This is a genomic window from Bradyrhizobium sp. BWC-3-1 (assembly GCF_032917965.1).
Classification (GTDB): Bacteria; Pseudomonadota; Alphaproteobacteria; order Rhizobiales; family Xanthobacteraceae; genus Bradyrhizobium; species Bradyrhizobium canariense_D.
The window spans coordinates 5,410,962-5,431,143 of the sequence record NZ_CP136625.1; the positions used below are offsets into that span (position 1 = coordinate 5,410,962).

Consider the following 20,182-nt stretch of genomic DNA (forward strand, 5'->3'; position numbering starts at 1 on the left):
GCACAAAGAGAGGCAATGAAACCGCTTTCGCCTCTCGCTACCGCCTGGACCCGCTCGAAGCCGCCTTTGCTGCGGTTTCTGGACAATTGCCTCAACGAATTCTCGGCAGAGACCTCGGGCGCGGTCGCCGACTACATTCCCGAGCTCGGCAAGGCCGATCCTGCCTGTTTCGGCATCAGCCTCGCGACCCTGGACGGTCATGTCTACGAGGTCGGCGACTCCAGGGCGCCCTTCACCATCCAGTCGATGTCAAAGCCGTTCGTGTTCGCGCTGGCGCTGGACCTGCTCGGCGCAAACAGGGTGGAGAGCGCAATCGGCGTCGAGCCCTCCGGCGATCCTTTCAACTCGATCCGGCTCAACTCGGAGAATCATCCATTCAACCCGATGGTCAATGCCGGCGCGATCGCCTGCACCGGGCTGATCCACGACAGCAAGGGTCCGGACGCCTTCGAGCAAATTCGCCTCGCGCTCAGTCGTTTTGCCGGCCGCGACCTCGCCGTCGACGAGGCCGTCTACGCTTCCGAAAGCCAGACCGGCGACCGCAACCGCGCCATCGGCTATCTCCTCAAGACCAATGCGGTGATCTCGGACAATGTCGCGGCCGTACTCGACGTCTATTTCCGGCAATGCGCGGTGCTGGTCACCGCGCGCGACATCGCCGTGATGGCGGCAACGCTCGCCAACCGTGGCGTCAACCCGGTTACCGGCGAGCAGGTGCTGACGCCTTACGCGATCTCGCGCACGCTGTCGGTGATGACGTCGTCGGGCATGTACGACTATGCCGGCGAATGGATCTACCGGATCGGCATCCCCGCCAAGAGTGGCGTCGGCGGCGGAATTCTCGCCGCACTCCCCGCCCGCCTCGGGCTCGGCAGCTATTCGCCAAGGCTCGACAAGCACGGCAACAGCGTGCGCGGCATCAAGGTCTGCGAGGCGCTGTCCTCGCATTACGATCTGCATATGCTCAACCGCAGCGACGACGCACGCAACGCCGTCATCGCCGATTACGACATCGGCAAGAGCCCGTCGCGGCGCGTGCGCCGCCCGCAGGAGCGCGATATTCTCGCAGCCCACGAGCAGGAGGTGCGGATCATCGAGCTGGTCGGCACGCTGTCGCTGTCGGCGGTCGACTATGTCTCACGCCGGCTTGCGGGCCGGCCGCGGCCGCAATTCGTGATTTTCGATCTCCACCGCGTCACCTCCACCACACGCGCCGGGGCGCGGCTGGTGGCTGAAGCGTTCGAGGAGCTGGCGGCGCTGAATGTGACCGTCGTCCTGTCAGGCGTCAGGCGCGCCTCCAAAGAATGGGACAGCCTGCGGGAGTGGACCGCGGAGCTGAAGAACGTCCGCGACTTCTATGTGCTCGACACCGCGATCGAATGGGCCGAAGACCAGATCGTCTACCGCTATGGCGGCTCGATCGATTTTCACGAGACCACCGAGCTTTCCGAGCAGCCGCTGCTCGCAGGCCTCAGCGCGGAAGAGCTGACCGACCTCGCCTCGATCTGCACGATCCGGATCTATCAGTCTGGCGCGAAAATCCTCACCACTGGCGCCGCAGCCGATTCCCTGTTCTTCCTGCGCAGCGGCGCGGTGCATGTCACCCTGCCCGACGGAGTGCGGCTCGCAACACTCACCGCCGGCATGGCGTTCGGCGAGATGGCCCTGATCGAGACCACCCGCTCCGCGGACGTGTTCGCGGATATGGCTGCGACCGCGTTCGAGGCGCCTCTGAAAGCGTTCGAGCGCTTCCGCAAGCAGCACCCGCACGCCAGCGAACGCATCATGCGCAATCTTGCGCAGCTTCTGGCCGAGCGCCTGATCGTCGCCAACGCCAAAGTGGATATCTTGACCTCCACCTGAGCGGCCTAGCGGCTCGCCGCCTCGCTGATCCGCCGCTTGATCTTGGCGGCACTGGTCTTGAGCAGCTCCGATGGCTGCTGGCCGGTCGCCACGCAGAGGCAGGCCCAGTAATAGATGACATCGCCGAGCTCTTCGACGAGGCCCGCCTGGTCGAGCCAGTCATCGCGGAGCAGCTTCTTGATATGGTCGGCGACTTCGCCGGACTCGCCGGCGAGGCCGAGCCCGAGATAGGACAGCCGTTCGTTCGACGGACGCTCATCGACTTTCGCAATCGTTGCAGCCCAGGCGGCATATTCATCGATCGTCATGAGCATCCCTCACAGCAATTGCTCGATCAGCCGACCACTTCGGTGACCGGCTGAAGGTCGATCTCGAAGGTCTCCAGAAACTTTGACGTCATGATGTAGAATCCGACCGAGAGCTGCAGTTCAACCAGTGCGGCCGGCGTCAGCTTCGATGAGATCGCCTTGAAGGTCGCATCCGTCGGCTTGTTCAGCTTGACGATCTCGTCGGTGAAGGCGAGCGCGGCGCGCTGCACTTCATTGAAACAGTTCGCGGCCTGCCAGTTCTCGAGCGCCTCGTTCTGCTCGTCGGTGACGCCGACATTCTTGCCGATGCGCTTGTGCGCGACGATCTCATACGGCGCCTCGCACAAAATGCCGGTGCGGGTGATCGCGAGTTCGCGCACGATCGGATCGAGCTCGCCCTTGTGGCGGATGGCGCCGCCGAGCCGGCAGTACTGCTCGAAATAGCTCGGCGAATGCGACATCATCCGGAAGATGTTGGCATTGCGGTTCTTGTCGAGGATCTCCCGGGTGCGGTCGGATGCCTTGGACGGGTCGCTGTAGTTGATGCGGGCCATGATTTTCCTGAAGTTTTTCCCTAAGCCTTTGATGCTTTTTGTCGTTAGCGGCGAAATTTCCACGAAACTGTATTCTTGCGCGTCCGCAGGAGCAACAACATCGAGTCAAAATGCCGCCGCATTGCTGAACGACCTTGGCACAGTCGATATTCGCCGCGTGGGGACTTGATCGCGGCGGATACTCGCAAGGGGTGTTCCGAGTAAAAACAATTGGCCGTTGGGCGCTAACCGCGCATCGATGAGTCACGCCCAAGTCTAGGGAGAAAATGGAATGAAGGAAGCCACCAAGGGGGCGGCCTCGGAAGCGTTCGCGCATATGCTAGCGGTGATGGCGATGCTCGTCATCGCCAGCATCCTGTTCTACGGGCGCTAGTTAAGAGTCGGGTGAGAGCTTTCGTCATTCCGGGGTGGCCCTCGCACAGGCCAGGCCCAGAATTCCCGTTCCAGGCTCGGTCTCTCAGGACCGCCCCCGAATGACGGATCCCACCGCTCGCGTTGCCGCAGTAGCCCGGATGGAGCGCGCAATCCGGGAAAGTCTATCGGTGAGGCGAAAACCCGGATTTCGCTCCGCTCCATCCGGGCCACATTGGAGCATCTAAATTTCACTATCTGTCTTTGGCGAAGAACGGCACCAGCTTGCCGGCGAACAGTTTGAAGCTCGCACTGACCTCATCGCCGATGGCGAGATCATTCTCACCATGCGCCATCATGCGAAAACCCTCGGCGCAATCGACCAGCAGGATGTTGTAGGGCACGTGCGACCGCGTCTCGGGCGTGGCGGCGCGGCAGACCAGCGACGTCGCATAGATCCTGCCCTTGCCGCTGGCGCGCTGCTCGCGCAGATCGGACGCGCCGCAGGCCACGCAGAAGGCGCGACGAAAATACTGCACATGGCCGCATGCGGTGCAGGTCTGATAAATGACGGCCTGTTCGCCCTTGGTCCAGTCGGCTAGACGCTCGCTCATCGCACCCGCTCCAGGAACATGCTGACGTGGGACGACAGCACGCCGCCATCGCCGTGCAGCAGCGCGATCGAGGCGTCGCGCACCTGACGATTCGCCGCCCGCCCCGTCATCTGGAGATGCGTTTCCACGAGATGCGCCATGGCGCCACCGACGCCGCAATGACCGTAGCTGAGCAGGCCGCCATGGGTGTTCAGCGGCATCGCTCCATTGCGGCTGAAATGGCCGGCGCGCACGCGCGCGGCTGCCTCGCCCCGGCCAGCAAGGCCAAGATCTTCCAGCAGCATCGCGAGCGTGATCGTAAAGCTGTCGTAGATCGCCGCGTAGCGCACGTCGGAAACGGCGAGGCCGGTGGCCTCCCTGGCGCGGGCGACGGAGATCTCGGCGCCGAGCTCGCTCAGGGCGGGGGCTGCAGTGACGTGCTGATGGGTATGGGCCTGGGCACAGCCGCGAATGCGCACGCCGGCCTCTCCGGTCCGCTCGCGGCTGACGACGAAGGCGGCACCGCCGTCGGACACCGGGCAGCAATCGAGCAGCTTGAGCGGCATCGCCACCGGCTTCGAGGCCATGACGTCAGCGACCTCGATGGGATCCTGGAATTGCGCACCAGGATGAGTGCAGGCGTGGGTGCGCATCAGCACCGCGAATTCGGCGAGGTCTTCTTCCGTCACGCCGTACTCGTGCATGTATCTGTTAGCGACGAGGCCGTAATAGGCGGGGATGGTCGGGCCGAGCGGCAGTTCGTAGTCGGGATGGCCGACCTGCGCCAGCGCTTGGATCGAGGCGTCGCGGCTCTGTCCAGTGAGGCGGTTCTCGCCGGCCACGACGAGCACATTGCGGGCGACGCCCGCTTCGACGAGATGATGGGCGAGCATGGTCATCGCGAGCCCGGTCGCGCCACCGACCTGGACGGCATGGGCGTAACTGGGGCGGATGCCAAAATGCTCGGCAAAAACGGTCGCCAACATGATGTGCGGCGAGACGGTGGAGTAGCCGCAGAGGATGCCGTCGATCTCGGCACGCTTGAGCCCGGCATCGTCGAGCGCAGCCTGCGCGGCCTTGCTCATCAGCTCCAGCGAGGACGAGTCTTCGTGCTTGCCGAAAGGCGTGAGACCGACGCCGGTGATGAAGCTCATGGGCGCACCAGTGCATCGTCATTCCGGGGCGGCGAACGGGTGACGCCATCGCGGACCATGGCGTCGATCTCGTCGGCGGAATAGCCGATCTCGCGCAGGATTTCCGCGCCGTGCTCGTTGAGCTGCGGCGCGAGCCGCACCGGTTCGGCTTCGGTTTCGGACCAGGTGGCCGTCACCCTCATGCTCCGGATCGGCCCTTCAGTTGGATGGTTCACCACTGGGAAAAAGCCGGTCGCCTCCAGATGCTCATCGTGCAGCATCGACGCGAGGTCGTGCATGGGCATCACCGGCACGTCGGCCTTGGTGAGCAGGTCGATCCATTCCGCGGTGCTGCGCGTCTCGAAGATGCGCGCGAGCTCGGCATAGACGACGTCGATATTGGCGGCGCGGCCGGCGAATGTCGCGAACATCGCGTCGGCGCGCAGGTCGTCGCGTCCCGTCGCCTTGAAGAAGTTCTCCCACTGCTTGTCGTTGTAGACGATGACGCTGAGATAACCGTCCGATGTCTTGTAGGGCCGGCGGTCGCGCGAGAGGTGGCGGGCGTAACCGCCCTTGTCGAGCGGGGGCTCATAGGTCAATCCGCCCATATGGTCGCCCATGACGAAGCCGGCCATGGTCTCGAACATCGGGATGTCGACGCGCTGGCCGCGGCCGGTGCGGTCGCGGTGCACGAGGCTGGCGCAGATCGCGCCCACGGCAGCCAAGCCTACAATGCGATCGACCAGTGCGTTCGGCACATAGCGCGGCACACCGTCACCGGTCTGCGCCATCAAGGCCGGCAGCGCGGTGGCACCCTGGATCAGATCGTCATAGGCGGGTTTTGCAGCATACGGCCCGTCCTGGCCGAAGCCGAACACGCCGGCATAGACCAGACGCGGATTGATCTTGGCAACAACGTCATAGCCGAGTTGAAGCCGCGCCATAGCCTGCGGGCGGACGTTGTAGACGAGAACGTCGGCGTCTTTCAGCAAGCGCAGCACGGCCTCGCGGCCGGCGGGCTTCTTCAGGTCAAGGCAGATCGAGCGCTTGCTACGGTTGGTGTTGAGAAACACCGGGCCCATGCCTGCGTGCCGCATCGGGCCGATCAGGCGGGTGACGTCGCCGTCCAGAGACTCCACCTTGATGACGTCTGCGCCGTAATCGCCGAGCATCTGGGTCGCATAGGGGCCCATCAGCACGGTGGTCATGTCGACGACCTTGATGCCCTTCAGCGGCCCCATCGTTCGCTCCCGATTGCGCGGCCTCAAGTGAGGCCTGCGATCTCGGTCCAGCTAACGGCAGTGGCGGCGCATGCGCAAGAGCCGCCGGCGTATGGCCGCATGCGCCGGCGGCGAAAGGCGGCTATTTCTTCTGACGGGAATCGCGAATCTTGAGGAGGCGGTCGAGCTCATCATTCTGCTGGTTGATGCGGTCAGCGATCCGCGACTCGTTCTGCTCACCCGAGGCGGCCGCGGCCTGCTCGATGAGCTGGCGGATATTGTCCTCGAGAATCGCGATGCGATCGTTGAGTGCGTCCATCGACAGCGAATCTTCGTAGTCATTGCTCATGATGCATCCCCTGCAAATCGATCAAGAGCTTTAAGGGCCCCCAGCGAGCCCACCATGATCTAGCGCAAGATAAGAAGGTGGGCACGGCGCTTCACGCCTTGCCTACCGTGCAGCAGCCTTACTTCAGCGGCTCCAGCACGGAGACGTAGTTGGCAACCGCCGCACCGCCCATGTTGAAAATGCCGCCGAGCTTTGCATTCTTAAGCTGCATGCCCTCGGGCGCTTGGCCGGCGAGCTGCATCGCGGTCATCACGTGCATGGAGACGCCGGTGGCGCCGATCGGATGGCCCTTGGCTTTCAGGCCACCGGACGGATTGACCGGCAGCTTGCCGTCCTTGAGCGTCCAGCCTTCCTTGATGGCACGGGCACCCTGCCCCCGCGGCGTCAAGCCCATCGCTTCGTACTCGATCAGCTCGGCGACGGTGAAGCAGTCATGGGTCTCGACGAAGGAGAGATCGGAAAGTGTAACGCCCGCCTTCTCCAGTGCGCGCTGCCAAGCGACCGTGCAGCCCTCGAACTGGAGGATGTCGCGCTTGGACATCGGCAGGAAATCCTGGGCGTGCGCGGTGGCGCGGAAGCCGATCGACTTGCTCATGCCCTTGGCGGTTTCCGCGTCGGCCAGCACCAGGGCAGCGGCACCGTCCGAGACCAGCGAGCAGTCGGTGCGCTTCAGGGGGCCGGCGACGTAGGGGTTCTTCTCGCTCTCGGCGCGGCAGAAGTCGAAGCCAAAGTCCTTGCGCATCTGGGCGAAGGGATTGGCGACGCCGTTCTTATGGTTCTTGGCCGCGATCAGCGCCAGTGCATCGGACTGGTCGCCGTATTTCTGGAAATAGGAGCTGGCGATCTTGCCGAACACGCCGGCGAAGCCGCCGACAGTGTCGCCGTCCTCGGGAAGATAGGACGCCTTGAGCAGGTTCTTGCCGATCTCCGGGCCCGGCGTGCGCGTCATCTGTTCGACCCCGACAACGAGGACAATCCTGGCCGCGCCGGCCGCGATCGCGCGCACGCCCTGATGGACGGCGGCGGAGCCGGTGGCGCAGGCGTTCTCGACCCGGGTCGCCGGCTTGAAGCGCAGCTTCGGGTCGGCCTGGAGCACCAGCGAGGCGGTAAAATCCTGGGGCGAGAAGCCGGCGTTGAAATGGCCGAGCACGATCTCGTCGACATCGCCGGCCGAAATGCCGGCATCCGCCAGCGCCTCATTGGCGACCTTCACCACAAGGCTTTCCACAGTCTCGGTGTCGAACTTGCCGAACGGCGTATGCGCCCATCCGACGATGCTGGCGGTCATGGTCATTCTCCCTGGCGGTCTCTTGCTGACCTAAGTCTTAGCTCAGGGATGGCAAGACTTCACGCGGGTTTAAGGGCCTCGAGGGTGCGCTGGCAGATGGCAGTTATGCCGGCCCAGTTCCCGGCCCTGATCTCCGCCGTCGGGCACAGCCAGGAACCGCCGACCGCGACCACGTTGGGCTCCGCGAGCCAGGTTGCCGCATTGGCCTCGCCGACCCCGCCGGTCGGGCAGAACCGCACGTTCGGGAACGGCCCACCCAGCGAGCGCAGCCCCTTGATGCCGCCGGCCTGCTCGGCCGGGAAAAATTTTGCGATGTCGAAGCCGTAGGACAGCGCCATCATCAGCTCGGAGGCCGTGGCGATACCCGGCGCAAACGGCAAGGAGCTATGGGTGGCGGCCTTCAAGAGGTCCGGGGACAAGCCCGGGCTGATGCCGAACGCAACGCCGAGCTTCTCGACACGGGTAAAGTCGGCCGGATTGAGAATCGTGCCGATGCCGACCACCGCCTCGGGCACCTCGGCCATCATCGCCCTCGCCGCCTCGATCGCAACAGGGGTACGCATGGTCACCTCCAGCGTGCGGACGCCGCCGGCCACCAGCGCACGCGCCAGCGGCACCGCATCCTGGATACGCTCGATGGTGAGGACGGGAATGACAGTCGCGGCCTTGAACAGCGCGGCGAGGTGGTTCTGTTGGGCAGTCGTGGTCATCTTGGCTTTCGTTTCACTTGGTCGCTTGACGCGTGGTCGCCGGCCGGTGCCGTTTCTTCGGCGGCATGGCATAACCCGGAATGATGGCGCCGGAATAGCAGATGACGAGGCTGGCGAGGCGGTGCCCGGCCTGGGCGGCCTCGACCGGGTCGGAACCGGCGAGCCGTGCCGCGATATAGGCCGCCGCAAAGCTATCGCCGGCCGCGGTGGTGTCGACCACGGGTTTAGTCATGGGCTCCGCGCGGACCTCATAGGGCCCCCCGGGAAAGCGCAGCAGGCTGACCGGCTCGGCGAGCCGGAACACCAGCTCGGAGCTTGGGATGCGCGCCATCAACTGCTCGTGGCTCTCACCGGGATAGAGGGCGAGCAGATCCTCGGTCGAGGTCAGCACGATGTCGGCTGCCGCGAAGGCCGCTGAAAACACCTGGCGCGCGACCTCACGATCCGGCCATCCCCGCGCGCGAAAATTGGTGTCGAACACGAAGCGGGTGCCAAGCAGACGCGCGCGCTTGATCGCCGCGAACAGGCGCTCGCGCCCGGCCGCGTCGTAGATCGAGAGCGTGATCGCAGAGAGATAGACGATGTCGTAGCTCATCAGCGAGTTGAGGAGATCGTCCGTCTCCGGCAGGTTCATCAGCTGGCGCGCCGCCGCACTGTCGCGCCAGTGGAAGAACTGGCGCTCTCCCTTCGCATCCAGCTGGATCATGTAGAGGCCGGGCAGCTTGCCCGGCAGCCGCGCGACGCGCCTCGTGCCGACGCCCTCCGCAGTCCAGGCCGCGATCATCTCATCGCTCAGGGCATCGTCGCCAAGCGCGGTGAAATAATCGACCTTGATCTCGAGCCGCGCGAGGTAAACGGCCGTGTTGAGGGTGTCGCCGCCGAATCCACGCGAGTAGAGGCCCCCGCCCTGCCCGCTGGAAGGTCCGGCGGATTGTCCACCCTGGGCCTGCCGGAGCTCGACCATGCATTCGCCGATGCAAGCAACGCTCGCCATCACTTTACCCGCTCAGTCAGAGATCAGGCGACGAAATTGCCGCCGAGCTCGTCTTCGATGTGAATGCGGATGATGTCGTCGAAAGTCTTCTCGGCAGTGGTGAAGCCGAGCTCGAGCGACCGCTTTGCATTGAAGTTGCGCGGCCAGCCGCCGACGATGCCGACGATAAAGGGATCGGGCTCCCGCTTGATGCGGGCGGCGACCTTGTCGCCGGCGACGCGCTTCAGCGCAGCGATCTGCTCGCCAACCGTCGCCGACAGGCCCGGCATGGTCAAATTACGGCGCGGCCCCACCGCGGCGAGGTCCATGGTGCCGGCATGCAGCAGGAAGCCGACGGCGGAGCGCGGCGTGGCATGCCAGTGGCGGACGTCCTCGGACACGGGAAGAACCGCTTCCTTGCCGGCCAGCGGCTCGCGCAGGATGTTGGAGAAGAAGCCCGATGCCGCCTTGTTGGGCAGGCCGGGCCTGATGCAGATGGTCGGCAGGCGGATGCCGATGCCATCGAGGAAGCCGCGGCGGGAATAGTCGGCCAGCAGTAATTCGCCGATCGCCTTCTGCGTACCGTAGCTCAGAAGCGGCGTGTGGAAGAACTCGTCGCCGATCGCATCGGGGAACGGCGCGCCGAACACCGCGATCGAGGACGTGAAGACCACGCGCGGCTTGTAGCCGCCGCCTGCAAGCCTGACGGCATCGAGCAGCATTCGCGTGCCGTCGAGATTGATGCGGTAGCCCTTGTCGAAATCGAGCTCGGCTTCGCCCGAGACGATCGCGGCGAGATGAAAGATCACGTCCGGACGGCCGGCGATCAGCTTTTCGGCCGCACCCGGCACGGCGAAATCGCTCGACACGGTCTCGACGGCAAAACCGGCTCTTTCGGGCGCCTTCGGCTCGACCACGTCATGCATGGTCAGCTTGGTGATGTCGCTCTTGCCGAGCCGGCCGTCGCGCGACAACCGTTCGCACAATTTGCGGCCGACCATGCCGGCGGCGCCCAGAACCAGAATGTGCAAGAGCCTACTCCTTTTTATTGGCCGGAACGCGCCGATTTCGGCAATTCGTCCTGGCGCGCTCTCGAGGCAGGCCCCGCGATCATTCCTTCACGGCGCCGGTCATCGCCGACACATAATACTCCACGAAGAAGGAATAAAGGATAACTACGGGAACCGAGCCGGTCAGAGCCGCCGCCATCAGGGCCCCCCAGTGGTAGACGTCGCCATTGACGAGCTCGGTGATCGCGCCGACCGGGATCGTCTTGTTTTCGGACGAGGAGATGAAGGTCAGCGCGTAAATGAACTCGTTCCAGGACAACGTGAAGGCGAAGATGCCCGCCGAGATCACGCCCGGCAGCGAAAGCGGCAGCGTGATCTTCATCAGAATCTGCAGCCGCGTCGCCCCGTCGATCAGCGCACACTCCTCCAGCTCATAGGGGATGGTGCGGAAATAGCCCATCAGGAGCCAGGTGCAGAACGGGATCAGGAAGGTCGGATAGGTCAGGATCAGCGCCAAATTGCCGTCGAACAGCCCGAGCTGAAACACGATCGCCGCCAGCGGAATGAACAGAATGGAGGGCGGCACCAGATAGCCGAGGAAGATCGCAAGGCCGACATAGCGCGAGCCCTTGTAGCGAAGGCGTTCGATCGCATAGGCGGCGCAGACGCTGGCGAACAGGGAGATGAAGGTCGAGGACACCGAGACGATCACGGTGTTCCACATCCAGAGCGGATAGTCGGTGTCGAAGAACAGCTTCTTGATGTGCTCCAGCGTCGGATGCACGATCCAGAACGGATTGTACTTTTCGTAGTCGTACATCTCCGCGTCCGGCTTGAACGTCGCGACCGCCATCCAGTAGAACGGGAACAGCAGGAAGAAGATGATCAGGCCGAGCGGAAGGTAGACCCGAAAAAACTTCCGCGGGAAGCTCTCGAGATAGTCCATTCCGACGCTTTGGTCGTCTGCCGTGGTCATGGTCAGTCCCTCCCGCCCTGCTGCCAGCGGGAACGCTGAAGCCCGAAAAAGCTGAGCAGGATCGCCGCGACCAGGAACGGAATCATCGCGTTCGAGATCGCCGCCCCCTCGCCGAGATTGCCGCCGGTGATGGCGCGCTGGAACGACAGCGTCGCCATCAGATGGGTGGAGTTGATCGGTCCACCCCGCGTGATGGTGTAGATGAGCTGAAAGTCGGTGAAGGTCATCAGCACCGAGAACGTCATCACGACCGCGATGATCGGCGACAGCATCGGCAGCGTGATGTGGCGGAAGCGCTGCAGATTGGTGGCGCCGTCGAGATTGGCGGCCTCATAGAGCGAGGGCGAGATGGTCTGTAATCCCGCCAGCAGCGTGATCGCCACGAAAGGCACGCCGCGCCAGATATTGGCGGCGACGACCGACCAGCGCGCATTCCAGGGATCGCCAAGGAAATCGATATAGCGCGTGATCAGGCCGGCCTTGATCAACACCCAGGAGATGATCGAGAACTGGCTGTCATAAATCCACCAGAACGCGATCGCAGAGAGCACCGTGGGCACGACGAAGGGCAACAGCACGATCGCCCGGATCATCGACTTCATCGGCAGCCGCTCGTTGAGCAGCAGCGCCAGGTAAAGGCCGATGGCGAATTTCACCGCGCTGGCGGCGACCGTGTAGAAGATCGTGTTGAACACCGAAAGCCAGAACACTGAGTCCTTCGCCAGCGAGACGAAATTCTGGAAGCCGATGTAGCGCCCGGCGCCGCCGATCTTGGTGTCGGTCATGCCGAGCCAGAAGCCCAGCGCCAGCGGGTAAGCCAGAAACAGGATGAGGATGGCGATTGCCGGCACCATGAACATCGCGCCGAGGAAATGCCGGCTCTCGAATGCTCTGGTCCACAAGCTGCTGCGCTTGGCCTGCGCGACAGTGGACTCGGCCATAACTGCCATGTCGGATTCCCCTCGACGAAAAGTCGCGGCGTCCGGCGAACCGGACGCCGCGTAGATTGGAGCTGATCAGACCTGATAGTAGCGCTTGGCGCGCTCGGCTGCGCGTGCGGCTGCCGCCTTCGGCGTCACCGAGCCCGACGCCGCCTCGGCGAACATGTCGACGACGACGAAGTCGCCCATCACCGCGGCCGAGGCATAGCCGAGATCGCCGGCATAGCCGTTGTCGCGGCAGCGCTTCAGGCAGTCGCGATACGGCGTGATCTTCGGATCCGACGTCCACACCGGGTTGTCGTTGTAGGCCGGAAGCGGCGGCGACACGTAGCCGTTGGAGGAGACCTCCCAGGCGTCGTAGTTCGCCTTGTCCATCATGAACTTGATGTATTCCTTGACCGCCTTCGGATACTTCGAGTGCTTGTAGCCGTAATAAACCAGCACGTTCTGCTGCTCGGTCGACACGCCGACCGGACCGATCGGCATCGGCGCGTGGTTCATGTCCTTGGCGATCTCCTGCTGCTTCGGATCGGTCGAGTTCTTTCCGACGGTCCAGATTGAGATGCCGTTCAGCGTCAGGCTGAGCTCGCCGTTGAGGAACGCCTTGTTGTTGTTCGAGTCGTTCCACGACAGCACGCCGGGGATGAAGGTCTCGTAGAGCTGCTTGACGTATTCGAGCGCGGCGATCGTCTCCGGCGAGTCGATCACGACCTCGTTCTTTTCATTGACGACTTTGCCGCCGAAGGCCCACAGCGCCCACTGGCACCAGCCGTTGGCGTCACCCGTGGCGTGGCCGAGCGCGAAGCCGGCCGGCGTGTTGTTCTTCTTCAGCGCCTGGCAGAGCTTGAGGAAGCCGGCAGTGTCCTTGGGAAATTCATCGAAGCCGGCGGCCTTCACGTGGCTAACGCGATAGTTCAGGCAGCCGCCGGTCGCGCCCTGCGGAATGGCGATCCAGCTGTTGCCCTTCTTGCCGTAGCGTTCGGCAACCGGGTACCAGCCGCCATACTGCGCGCCGAGATAGTCGGCGACGTCAGTCATGTCGATCAGCTTTTCCGGGAATTTGTGGGGATCATCGAGCGTTCCGATGATCAGGTCGGGACCGGCGCCGACGTTGGCGGCGACCGCGGCTTTGGGGCGGATGTCCTCCCAGCTCTCGGCCTCGAGCTTGATCTTGACGCCGGTCTTCTCGGAGAACGCCTTGGTCTGCTCGGCGAATTTGTCGAACTCGGCCTGAATGAACTGCTTCCAGCGCAAGACGCGGATGGAAGCGTTCGGCTCGGGCGTGTTGGTCCACTCCGCCGCGCGTACCGGGACAATGCCCGGGCCGGCCAGCAGCGCCGCGCCGCCCAGACCGACTTTAAGCACACTTCGCCTGTCGAAATCGCTCATCGTTCTCTCCCTAAATTTTATATTTGTATTGGGTCGTCTTGTATTGGGGCAGTTCTGCTTGGCAGTTCTTTGGCGTCGCTATACGCGTTTGCCCGTCGCCTCGTCGAACAGATGAATCACGGAAGGATCGGGCTTCAGCTTGACCTTGTCGCCCGGGTTGAACTGGTGACGTTCGCGGAAGACCGCGACGACCTGCTCACCACCGAGCTTCGCAAACACCTGCGTTTCCGAGCCGGTCGGCTCGACCACGACGATCTCGGCATCGGCGCCGTCGTCAGCGATGGTGAAATGCTCGGGACGCACGCCGTAAACGACAGGACGCCCGTCGGACGCCGCCGGCGCGTTCCTGAGCGGCAGCTTGACGCCATTCGGCCCCTCGAAGGTCGCAACGCCGTTGACCCGCACATGACCCTTCAGGAAGTTCATGGACGGCGAGCCGATAAAGCCGGCGACGAACTGGTTCTCGGGCTTGTCGTAGAGCTCGAGCGGCGTACCCATCTGCTCGACGATGCCGTCATGCATGACCACGATTTTATCGGCCATGGTCATGGCCTCGATCTGATCGTGGGTGACGTAGACCGTCGTGGTCTTCAGCCGCTGGTGCAGCTCCTTGATCTCGGTGCGCATCGCGACGCGCAGCTTGGCGTCGAGGTTCGACAAGGGCTCGTCGAACAGGAACACCTGCGGATCGCGCACGATGGCGCGGCCCATGGCGACGCGCTGGCGCTGGCCGCCGGAGAGCTGGCGCGGATAGCGTTCGAGCAGCGGCGACAGTGCCAGGATCTCGGCGGCGCGCTTGACGCGCTTGTTGATCTCCTCGGTGCTCTCGCCCCGCAGCTTCATCGAGAAGCCCATGTTCTCGCCGACCGTCATGTGCGGATAGAGCGCGTAGTTCTGGAACACCATCGCAATGTCCCGCTCCTTGGGCTGGACATTGTTGACGACGCGGTCGCCGATCGAGATCGTGCCTGAGGTGATGTTCTCGAGACCGGCGAGCATGCGCAGAAGCGTCGACTTGCCGCAGCCGGAGGGGCCAACCAGGACAACGAACTGGCCGTCCTCGATCGGAATCGAAACGCCGTGCAGGACTTCAAAATTGCCGAACGATTTCCGCACGTCGCGGATTTGCACAGACGACATCTAGCTCCCTCCTCGAAAGTCCACGACGCATCTCGCGCCGCGACCGTCTTGTTTTTTCAGACTTCACCGAACGAAGCCCAACCTTAGCGGGCGACATTGTCGGCAGTTTGCGCGGTTTTGGCAATTTGTCTTTGGTTAGTCCGTGCTGGTAGCGCTGTCAACGTTCCTTTGTTTGCGACAGTGAGTGTGTTAAGAGCAGCAAATGGGTCGAAACCGCACCAAGTCAGGCAAAATCCGGCTGGCGGAAGTCGCCGAGCTCGCCGGCGTAAGCCCGATCACAGCGTCCCGCTTCTTCCGCAATCCCGAGGCGCTGTCGGTGGCCAAACGGACCCGGGTCGAAAGCGCGGCCAGGGAGCTTGGCTATGTGCCGAACCTGGCGGCGCGCGCGTTGGCCTCGCAGCGCACCGAGGTGATCGGTGTCTTGATTCCGTCGCTGACCAATAACGTGTTCTCCGACGTGCTACGCGGCATCTACGACGCCTCCGAAAACAGCCGTTACTCGATCCAGTTGTCCAACACACGCTACAGTATTCTCCAGGAGGAGAAGCTGCTGCGGCTGTTTCTTGCGCAGAAGCCGGCCGGGCTGATCGTCACCGGCATCGACCAGACCACGGAATCGCGCGCAATGCTCGATGCCGCCGACTGCCCGATCGTGCAGATCATGGAGATCGGACCCAATCCGATCGACATGATGATCGGCTTTTCGCACTATGACGCAGCCCGTGCGGCGGTTGCGCATCTGTTCGCGCAAGGTCACCGCAAGATCGGTTTCGTCGGCGCACGGATGGATCCGCGGGTGCAGCGCCGGCTCGACGGATACGTCTCGGCCATGAAAGAAGCCGGACTGTTCGACCAACGCCTCGTCGTCACCACGGCGACTCCGACCTCGGTAACGCTCGGAGGCGCCCTGTTCACCGATCTCCTGGCGCGGGAGCCCGGCATGGACGCGGTGTTCTGCGCCAATGACGACCTCGCGCTGGGTGTGCTGTTCGAATGCAGGCGCCGCGAGATCGCGATCCCCGAACAGATCGCGATCGTAGGCTTCAACGATCTCGAATTCATGGCCTCCGCCGTCCCGACTTTGACGAGCGTGCGCACCAACCGCTACGAGATGGGCAACACGGCCGCCAGCATGTTGATCGAGGCGATCGACGGACGGCGCCCGGAGCACCCGGTGCTCGATCTCGGCTTCAAGGTGATCGAGCGGCAAAGCTCGTCGGCCCGGCGTTCCGACAACCGGCCAGCCGTTTCAGGCGGGGGCGTCGCGAACAAAATGGTAGCGTTACCAAGTGGCCATGACTAGTATCGGATTTGTGAGGAAACGACCCGCCAGCGGGCAGGCAAATCGTCGCTCGCGCCGTTGGGCATCGCACAAGCCGAAACCATAAAACGGACGCCAGTGCGTTTGCATTGCAGGAGAAACCAATGACAAAAAAACCAACCAATGGGCATGCCCCCGCCGGCAAGGGCGCTCGCCGCCACCTCCGCTCGCAGGAATGGTTCAACAATCCGCATAATCCGGGCATGACCGCGCTCTATATGGAGCGCTATTTGAACTACGGTCTCACCCGCGCCGAGCTCCAGTCCGGCAAACCGATCATCGGCATCGCGCAGACCGGCAACGACCTCTCCCCCTGCAACCGCCACCATATCGAGCTTGCCCATCGCGTCCGCGAAGGCATCCGCGAGGCCGGCGGCATTGCGATGGAATTCCCGACCCATCCGATCCAGGAGACCGGCAAGCGCCCGACCGCGGCGCTCGACCGCAACCTCGCTTATCTCGGCCTCGTCGAAATCCTCTACGGCTATCCGCTCGACGGCGTGGTGCTGACCACGGGCTGCGACAAGACCACGCCGGCCTGCATGATGGCGGCGGCGACCGTCAACCTGCCCGCGATCGTGCTGTCGGGCGGGCCGATGCTGAACGGTTGGCACAATGGCGAGCGCACCGGCTCCGGCACCATCGTCTGGAAATCGCGCGAGCGCCTCGCCGCCGGCGAGATTGACTATGAAGAATTCATGGAGATCGTGGCGTCATCGGCGCCCTCGGTCGGCCATTGCAACACCATGGGCACCGCTTCGACCATGAACGGGCTCGCGGAAGCGCTCGGCTTCTCGCTGCCGGGCTGTGCGGCGATCCCCGCCCCCTATCGCGAGCGCGGCCAGATCGCCTACGAGACGGGAAAACGCATCGTCGACATGGTCTGGGAAGACCTCAAGCCTTCGGACATCCTGACCCGCAAGGCGTTCGAGAACTGCATCGTGATCAATTCGGCGATCGGCGGCTCGACCAACGCACCGATCCACATTAACGCGCTGGCGCGCCACATCGGCGTCGAGCTCTCCATCGACGACTGGCAGAAGGTCGGCCACGACGTGCCGCTGCTGGTGAACATGCAGCCGGCCGGCTTCTATCTCGGCGAGGAATTCCACCGCGCCGGCGGCGTGCCGGCCGTGGTGCGCGAACTGATGAAGCACAAGCGCATCCACGAGGACGCGGTCACGGTCAACGGCCGCGGCATCGGCGAGAACTGCGCCAATGCGCCAAAACCCGACAACGACGTGATCTGGTCTTACGACAAGCCGCTGGTGAAGGACGCCGGCTTCCTGGTGCTGAAGGGCAATCTGTTCGATTCCGCGATCATGAAGACCAGCGTGATCTCCAAGGAGTTCCGCGATCGCTACCTCAGCAACCCGACCGATCTCAATGCATTCGAGGGCCGCGCCATCGTGTTCGAGGGTCCCGAGGACTATCACGAGCGGATCGACGATCCCTCACTCGAGATCGACGAGCGCTGCGTGCTGTTCATCCGCGGCACCGGCCCGATCGGCTATCCCGGCGGCGCCGAGGTCGTGAACATGCAGCCCCCTGCGGCGCTGATCAAGCGCGGCATCATGTCCCTGCCCTGCATCGGCGACGGCCGCCAGTCGGGCACCTCGGGCTCCCCTTCGATCCTCAATGCTTCGCCGGAAGCCGCCGCCAATGGCGGGCTCGCGATCCTCAGAAACGGCGACAAGGTACGCGTCGATCTGAACAAGGGCAGTGCCAACATTCTCATCTCCGACGACGAGGTGAAGAAGCGCCACGCCGAGCTGGCGGCGAATGGCGGCTTCAAGCATCCGCCGAACCAGACGCCGTGGCAGGAGCTTTATCGCAACACCGTCGGCCAGCAGTCGACCGGTGCCTGCATGGAGCTCGCTACGCGCTATCAGAACGTCGCCGGCACATTTGGCGTAGCGCGGGATAATCACTGAGTTAGGAACACGTAGCCCGGGTGAGCGGAGCGACACCCGGGACATCCGCTCCCAGATATCGCGCTCGCGCGCTCATCCGGGCTACGGCACTGAGAAAATCGAGGAGAATACAAATGGCAGACCGCCTCAAGGGAAAGCGCGCCGTCATCACGGCCGCAGCGGCAGGCATCGGGCGCGCATGCGCCATTGCATTCGCGCGTGAAGGCGCAACCGTCATCGCCACCGACATCAATGAGAGCGGCATCGCGAGCCTGGCTAAGGAAGGTATTGCCGAGACTGCGAAGCTCGACGTGCGCAGCACCGCCGACGTTAACGCCTTCGCCAAGCGCGTCGGCAAGGTCGACATCCTGCTCAACGCGGCGGGCTTCGTGCACCACGGCACCATCCTGGAGTGTTCGGAAGAGGATTTTGATTTCTCGTTCGACCTCAACGTCAAGTCGATGCACCGGACCATCAGGGCCTTCCTGCCGGACATGCTCGCGGGCGGCGGCGGCAGCATCGTCAACATCTCCTCCTGCGCGGCGCTGCGGCCGCCGGCCAACCGTTACGTCTACAGCGCTTCGAAGGCAGCGGTGTCGCTGCTGACGCGCGCGGTCGCGCTCGACTTCATCACCAAGGGCATCCGCTGCAACAGCATCTGCCCGGGCACCGTCGAGACGCCTTCGATGCTCGACCGTGCCGCAGCGCAAGGGCCGCAGGGCAAGGAGATGTTCGTCTCCCGCCAGAAGATGGGCCGGCTCGGCACCGCCGACGAGATCGCATCCATGGCGGTCTATCTCGGCAGCGACGAGAGCGCCTTCACCACCGGTGTCGACCTCGTGGTCGACGGCGGCTACATGCTCTGACGCCAGAGGCCCGGCATGAACAAGATCGATCTCAACGGCCGTGTCGCCATCGTCACCGGCGGCGCGCAGGGCTTTGGCCGCGCCATTGTTCAGCGCTTCGTCGCCTCCGGCGCCAAGGTCGCGATCTGGGATTTTGATGCAGCCCTGGCCGAGAAGACGGCAAAGGAAATCGGCGATAACACCTGCGTCTTCAAGGTCGACGTCACCGATACCGCGGCCGTCGAGCAGGCCCGCGACGCGACGCTGGCCGCCTTCGGCAAGATCGACATCCTCGTCAACAATGCCGGCATCGCCGGCGTCAACAAGCCGGTCTGGGAGACCGATCTCGAGGAATGGCGGAAAGTTCTGCGCATCAACCTCGACGGCCCTTTCATCGTCTGCAAGGCGATCGTGCCTTGGATGCTCAAGCAGAAGTACGGGCGCATCGTCAACATCGCCTCGATCGCCGGCAAGGAAGGCAATCCCAACGCCTCGCATTATTCGGCGTCCAAGGCCGGCCTGATCGCGCTGACCAAGTCGCTCGGCAAGGAATTGGCCGCACACGACATTCTCGTCAATGCGGTGACTCCCGCGGCTGCGAAGACGGCGATCTTCGACCAGATGACGCAGCAGCATATCGACTTCATGCTGTCGAAAATCCCGAAAGCGCGCTTTGTGCTGGTGGAAGAGCTAGCCGCGATGGTGAGCTGGCTCGCATCCGAGGACTGCGCGTTCTCGACCGGCGCCGTGTTCGACATCTCGGGTGGGCGGGCAACCTATTGAGGCAGCCATGATCCGAGAAGGCGGATGTCTGTGCGGCGCGGTGCGGTTCAAGGCGGAGGGCGAGCCGCTCAACGTCCGCATCTGCCATTGTCGCATCTGTCAGAAGGCGATGGGCTCGCCCTACTTCGCCCGCGCGCAATTCGACCAGCGCGCACTGACTGTCGAGGGCGACACCGAGCGCTATGCGTCGTCCGAGAACATCGACCGCGTGTTCTGTAAGCGCTGCGGCACGCGCCTGTTCGCCTGGCGGCGCAACGGCACGCTGGCTGGCGTTGCGCTGGCGACCTTCGACGATCGCAACGCGTTTGTGCCCAACGAGCACATCTGGGTCAGCGAAAAGATGGGCTGGGTGACGATCGAGGACGGCATGATCCGATATGACGGGACGATCCCGACGTAGCTCATCCGGCGCCAAGGCTCCACGTCACGGCCGCTGGTCTCGCCGATCATTTGCGGCGTGGCATTTCGGGACCGCCCACCCTATGTTGGGGTGACGCGTTGCTGCACCACCGGTTGGCTGGG

Annotated in this window: 21 protein-coding genes; 7 read left to right on the top strand and 14 right to left on the bottom strand. The window is 63.7% G+C overall.

What is annotated here, in order from left to right; all coding sequences use genetic code 11:
- Window positions 1-15 precede the first annotated feature (15 nt).
- Complete coding sequence (glsA, locus tag RX329_RS26425) at window positions 16-1,863, top strand: glutaminase A (RefSeq protein ID WP_085352808.1); 1,848 nt, start codon at window positions 16-18, stop codon at window positions 1,861-1,863.
- A 5-nt stretch (window positions 1,864-1,868) separates the two neighbouring features.
- Here glsA and RX329_RS26430 read toward each other — a convergent pair whose 3' ends face one another.
- Window positions 1,869-2,171 (bottom strand): nucleoside triphosphate pyrophosphohydrolase family protein, encoded by a 303-nt coding sequence (locus RX329_RS26430; RefSeq protein WP_026233761.1) that lies wholly within the window; start codon window positions 2,169-2,171, stop codon window positions 1,869-1,871.
- 26 nt (window positions 2,172-2,197) lie between these two features.
- Window positions 2,198-2,725, bottom strand: a complete 528-nt coding sequence (locus RX329_RS26435; RefSeq protein WP_085352807.1) for a carboxymuconolactone decarboxylase family protein — start codon at window positions 2,723-2,725, stop codon at window positions 2,198-2,200.
- On the opposite strand from RX329_RS26435, the gene RX329_RS26440 reads away from it, so the two are divergent.
- Window positions 2,724-2,894 (top strand): hypothetical protein, encoded by a 171-nt coding sequence (locus RX329_RS26440; protein ID WP_158091581.1) that lies wholly within the window; start codon window positions 2,724-2,726, stop codon window positions 2,892-2,894. The genes RX329_RS26435 and RX329_RS26440 overlap by 2 nt on opposite strands.
- A 436-nt stretch (window positions 2,895-3,330) precedes the next feature.
- On the opposite strand, the gene RX329_RS26445 is transcribed toward RX329_RS26440, so the two are convergent.
- From RX329_RS26445 to RX329_RS26500, 12 genes are all read right to left on the bottom strand, one after another.
- On the bottom strand, window positions 3,331-3,690 hold the full coding sequence (locus RX329_RS26445) for a Zn-ribbon domain-containing OB-fold protein (RefSeq protein WP_317244452.1): 360 nt from the start codon (window positions 3,688-3,690) through the stop codon (window positions 3,331-3,333).
- Window positions 3,687-4,823 (bottom strand): thiolase family protein, encoded by a 1,137-nt coding sequence (locus RX329_RS26450; protein WP_317244453.1) that lies wholly within the window; start codon window positions 4,821-4,823, stop codon window positions 3,687-3,689. The genes RX329_RS26445 and RX329_RS26450 overlap by 4 nt, the downstream gene beginning before the upstream one ends.
- Window positions 4,820-6,043, bottom strand: coding sequence for a CaiB/BaiF CoA transferase family protein (locus tag RX329_RS26455; RefSeq protein ID WP_085352804.1), 1,224 nt, complete (start codon window positions 6,041-6,043; stop codon window positions 4,820-4,822). Before RX329_RS26455 ends, RX329_RS26450 begins: the two co-directional genes overlap by 4 nt.
- 121 nt (window positions 6,044-6,164) lie before the next feature.
- The gene (locus RX329_RS26460) at window positions 6,165-6,371 is read right to left on the bottom strand and encodes a hypothetical protein (RefSeq protein WP_018459240.1); all 207 of its coding nucleotides are present in this window, start codon (window positions 6,369-6,371) and stop codon (window positions 6,165-6,167) included.
- Window positions 6,372-6,489: 118 nt separating this feature from the next.
- The gene (locus RX329_RS26465; RefSeq protein WP_007609038.1) at window positions 6,490-7,659 is read right to left on the bottom strand and encodes an acetyl-CoA acetyltransferase; all 1,170 of its coding nucleotides are present in this window, start codon (window positions 7,657-7,659) and stop codon (window positions 6,490-6,492) included.
- Window positions 7,660-7,718: 59 nt separating this feature from the next.
- Entirely contained in the window at window positions 7,719-8,369 is a 651-nt protein-coding gene (gene eda, locus RX329_RS26470) for a bifunctional 4-hydroxy-2-oxoglutarate aldolase/2-dehydro-3-deoxy-phosphogluconate aldolase (RefSeq protein ID WP_085385627.1), read from the bottom strand.
- A 13-nt stretch (window positions 8,370-8,382) separates the two neighbouring features.
- The gene (locus tag RX329_RS26475) at window positions 8,383-9,363 is read right to left on the bottom strand and encodes a sugar kinase (RefSeq protein ID WP_085352802.1); all 981 of its coding nucleotides are present in this window, start codon (window positions 9,361-9,363) and stop codon (window positions 8,383-8,385) included.
- 23 nt (window positions 9,364-9,386) lie between these two features.
- Window positions 9,387-10,373: a D-erythronate dehydrogenase gene (denD, locus tag RX329_RS26480; protein WP_018459243.1), complete on the bottom strand. Its 987-nt coding sequence runs from the start codon at window positions 10,371-10,373 to the stop codon at window positions 9,387-9,389.
- Between the two features lie 79 nt (window positions 10,374-10,452).
- Entirely contained in the window at window positions 10,453-11,328 is an 876-nt protein-coding gene (locus RX329_RS26485; protein WP_007592322.1) for a carbohydrate ABC transporter permease, read from the bottom strand.
- A gap of 2 nt (window positions 11,329-11,330) precedes the next feature.
- Window positions 11,331-12,278 carry a carbohydrate ABC transporter permease gene (locus RX329_RS26490; RefSeq protein WP_007592324.1) on the bottom strand — a complete coding sequence of 316 codons (948 nt, stop codon included), beginning with the start codon at window positions 12,276-12,278 and terminating at the stop codon, window positions 11,331-11,333.
- 66 nt (window positions 12,279-12,344) lie between these two features.
- Complete coding sequence (locus RX329_RS26495; protein ID WP_018459245.1) at window positions 12,345-13,658, bottom strand: ABC transporter substrate-binding protein; 1,314 nt, start codon at window positions 13,656-13,658, stop codon at window positions 12,345-12,347.
- Window positions 13,659-13,736: 78 nt separating this feature from the next.
- Window positions 13,737-14,798 (bottom strand): ABC transporter ATP-binding protein, encoded by a 1,062-nt coding sequence (locus RX329_RS26500; protein WP_007592328.1) that lies wholly within the window; start codon window positions 14,796-14,798, stop codon window positions 13,737-13,739.
- Between the two features lie 202 nt (window positions 14,799-15,000).
- On the opposite strand from RX329_RS26500, the gene RX329_RS26505 reads away from it, so the two are divergent.
- The 5 genes from RX329_RS26505 to RX329_RS26525 all read left to right on the top strand — a co-directional run bounded on the left by RX329_RS26505 (window position 15,001) and on the right by RX329_RS26525 (window position 20,060).
- A complete protein-coding gene (locus tag RX329_RS26505) occupies window positions 15,001-16,101 on the top strand; it encodes a LacI family DNA-binding transcriptional regulator (protein ID WP_317244454.1) in 1,101 nt (366 codons plus the stop codon).
- A gap of 122 nt (window positions 16,102-16,223) precedes the next feature.
- Window positions 16,224-18,053: an IlvD/Edd family dehydratase gene (locus RX329_RS26510; RefSeq protein WP_247369212.1), complete on the top strand. Its 1,830-nt coding sequence runs from the start codon at window positions 16,224-16,226 to the stop codon at window positions 18,051-18,053.
- Between the two features lie 113 nt (window positions 18,054-18,166).
- Window positions 18,167-18,898, top strand: a complete 732-nt coding sequence (locus RX329_RS26515) for an SDR family oxidoreductase (protein ID WP_018459248.1) — start codon at window positions 18,167-18,169, stop codon at window positions 18,896-18,898.
- Between the two features lie 15 nt (window positions 18,899-18,913).
- On the top strand, window positions 18,914-19,660 hold the full coding sequence (locus tag RX329_RS26520) for an SDR family NAD(P)-dependent oxidoreductase (RefSeq protein ID WP_018459249.1): 747 nt from the start codon (window positions 18,914-18,916) through the stop codon (window positions 19,658-19,660).
- 7 nt (window positions 19,661-19,667) lie between these two features.
- Window positions 19,668-20,060, top strand: coding sequence for a GFA family protein (locus RX329_RS26525; protein WP_317244455.1), 393 nt, complete (start codon window positions 19,668-19,670; stop codon window positions 20,058-20,060).
- The last annotated feature ends 122 nt before the right edge of the window (window positions 20,061-20,182 follow it).

Bases quoted from the DNA above. Each gene is read 5' to 3' on its own strand.
- glsA (WP_085352808.1), top strand. From the start codon at position 16: ATGAAACCGCTTTCGCCTCTCGCTACCGCCTGGACCCGCTCGAAGCCG.
- RX329_RS26430 (WP_026233761.1), bottom strand. From the start codon at position 2,171: ATGACGATCGATGAATATGCCGCCTGGGCTGCAACGATTGCGAAAGTC.
- RX329_RS26440 (WP_158091581.1), top strand. From the start codon at position 2,724: ATGATTTTCCTGAAGTTTTTCCCTAAGCCTTTGATGCTTTTTGTCGTT.
- RX329_RS26435 (WP_085352807.1), bottom strand. From the start codon at position 2,725: ATGGCCCGCATCAACTACAGCGACCCGTCCAAGGCATCCGACCGCACC.
- RX329_RS26445 (WP_317244452.1), bottom strand. From the start codon at position 3,690: ATGAGCGAGCGTCTAGCCGACTGGACCAAGGGCGAACAGGCCGTCATT.
- RX329_RS26450 (WP_317244453.1), bottom strand. From the start codon at position 4,823: ATGAGCTTCATCACCGGCGTCGGTCTCACGCCTTTCGGCAAGCACGAA.
- RX329_RS26455 (WP_085352804.1), bottom strand. From the start codon at position 6,043: ATGGGGCCGCTGAAGGGCATCAAGGTCGTCGACATGACCACCGTGCTG.
- RX329_RS26460 (WP_018459240.1), bottom strand. From the start codon at position 6,371: ATGAGCAATGACTACGAAGATTCGCTGTCGATGGACGCACTCAACGAT.
- RX329_RS26465 (WP_007609038.1), bottom strand. From the start codon at position 7,659: ATGACCGCCAGCATCGTCGGATGGGCGCATACGCCGTTCGGCAAGTTC.
- eda (WP_085385627.1), bottom strand. From the start codon at position 8,369: ATGACCACGACTGCCCAACAGAACCACCTCGCCGCGCTGTTCAAGGCC.
- RX329_RS26475 (WP_085352802.1), bottom strand. From the start codon at position 9,363: ATGGCGAGCGTTGCTTGCATCGGCGAATGCATGGTCGAGCTCCGGCAG.
- RX329_RS26485 (WP_007592322.1), bottom strand. From the start codon at position 11,328: ATGACCACGGCAGACGACCAAAGCGTCGGAATGGACTATCTCGAGAGC.
- RX329_RS26490 (WP_007592324.1), bottom strand. From the start codon at position 12,278: ATGGCAGTTATGGCCGAGTCCACTGTCGCGCAGGCCAAGCGCAGCAGC.
- RX329_RS26495 (WP_018459245.1), bottom strand. From the start codon at position 13,658: ATGAGCGATTTCGACAGGCGAAGTGTGCTTAAAGTCGGTCTGGGCGGC.
- RX329_RS26500 (WP_007592328.1), bottom strand. From the start codon at position 14,798: ATGTCGTCTGTGCAAATCCGCGACGTGCGGAAATCGTTCGGCAATTTT.
- RX329_RS26505 (WP_317244454.1), top strand. From the start codon at position 15,001: ATGGGTCGAAACCGCACCAAGTCAGGCAAAATCCGGCTGGCGGAAGTC.
- RX329_RS26510 (WP_247369212.1), top strand. From the start codon at position 16,224: ATGACAAAAAAACCAACCAATGGGCATGCCCCCGCCGGCAAGGGCGCT.
- RX329_RS26515 (WP_018459248.1), top strand. From the start codon at position 18,167: ATGGCAGACCGCCTCAAGGGAAAGCGCGCCGTCATCACGGCCGCAGCG.
- RX329_RS26520 (WP_018459249.1), top strand. From the start codon at position 18,914: ATGAACAAGATCGATCTCAACGGCCGTGTCGCCATCGTCACCGGCGGC.
- RX329_RS26525 (WP_317244455.1), top strand. From the start codon at position 19,668: ATGATCCGAGAAGGCGGATGTCTGTGCGGCGCGGTGCGGTTCAAGGCG.